Source organism: Burkholderia sp. BCC1208, assembly GCF_902833095.1.
Lineage (GTDB): Bacteria > Pseudomonadota > Gammaproteobacteria > Burkholderiales > Burkholderiaceae > Burkholderia.
In genome coordinates this window covers 1-634 of the sequence record NZ_CADFDY010000028.1, presented here as the reverse complement: position 1 = coordinate 634, position 634 = coordinate 1, and the positions used below count along the sequence as shown (strand labels likewise).

1 protein-coding gene is annotated in these 634 nt (G+C 58.4%); it reads right to left on the bottom strand.

The features are described from left to right. Positions 1–9: 9 nt before the first annotated feature. Positions 10–522, bottom strand: coding sequence for a hypothetical protein (locus tag HWX09_RS33395; protein ID WP_027782030.1), 513 nt, complete (start codon positions 520–522; stop codon positions 10–12). Between the last annotated feature and the right edge of the window lie 112 nt (positions 523–634).

The following is a 634-nucleotide window of genomic DNA, read 5'->3' as shown; positions in this document are numbered from 1 at the left end:
CACTTCTCCTTATTCAACCTCAGTGTCAAACATCAGCGGCACCGTGCCAACATAGTTGCCCGCCAGCACTTCCTTCTTGATCTTGTCGCTCGCAACCCCGGGCGTGATCACCAGATCGATCGACTTGCCGTTCTTCGCCTCGTCCTTCGTCACTACCTCGACGGGTTCAGTGCCGACGTCCTTATCGGCGACCTTGGCACCCACCTCGAAGTAGGCTTCCGCGTCGTCTGCGTGGGCGAGGCGCGGCAATTCGGCGCTCGAGAACTTCACCCGCACGTTGCCCACCCCGCTCTTTGCGGCCACCTTCAGCGTCAGCTGGTCGAACTTTTTCGCTTCGTCGTCCCACGCGAGCTTCTGCGCCTCGGCACGATTCCAACCCTCCTCCTTGATCTCGAAGCCGCCCACTGCCGGCACCTCGGCGCTCAGCTTGATATCAAAGGACTGCTGCTTGACCTCAGCGTGCGCGGTACCGGTGATTGCGACCGCGCCCAGCAGACACGCACGAATGATAGATTGATGCATACATACTCCACGAATGATTAATAGGGGCGGCGCGATAGAAGGCGCTCTGCCAACCACATTTTCAGACTCTGGTCAGCCTGACCCAATCAGACAACTCTTATTTTTGCGCACT